Below are 276 nucleotides of genomic sequence, written 5' to 3' on the forward strand. Positions count from 1 at the left end.
GGCGCCGACGCATCGTGTTGAGCATGTGGAGCAACGCGGAGCGTTCCCGGTTGATCGTGCCGGGGCTGGCGCCCTCCCCTTTCCGCTTGGCCACGTAGGCGAGCCAGTCGTCATCGGTGAGGCGCGCGACCTGCTTGTGGCCGAGGTGCGGCTTCAGATGCTCGCGGAAGCGCATCTCCTTCGCCTTGAGGTCCTTGCCGTCGTGCTTGCGCAGGTAGAGCAGGTATTCGTCCGCTGCAGCTGCCAGCGTCTGCGAGACCGGCGCCTTGCTGCCCT

Annotated in this window: 1 protein-coding gene; it reads right to left on the bottom strand. The window is 67.0% G+C overall.

Features of this window, described 5'->3' with window-relative positions; all coding sequences use genetic code 11:
- Window positions 1-276 (bottom strand): hypothetical protein (locus OH705_RS27195; protein WP_267303434.1); only part of this gene is annotated, 276 nt, incomplete at both ends.

The sequence above is a fragment of the Pseudomonas sp. BJa3 genome (assembly GCF_026343815.1).
Classification (GTDB): domain Bacteria; phylum Pseudomonadota; class Gammaproteobacteria; order Pseudomonadales; family Pseudomonadaceae; genus Aquipseudomonas; species Aquipseudomonas soli.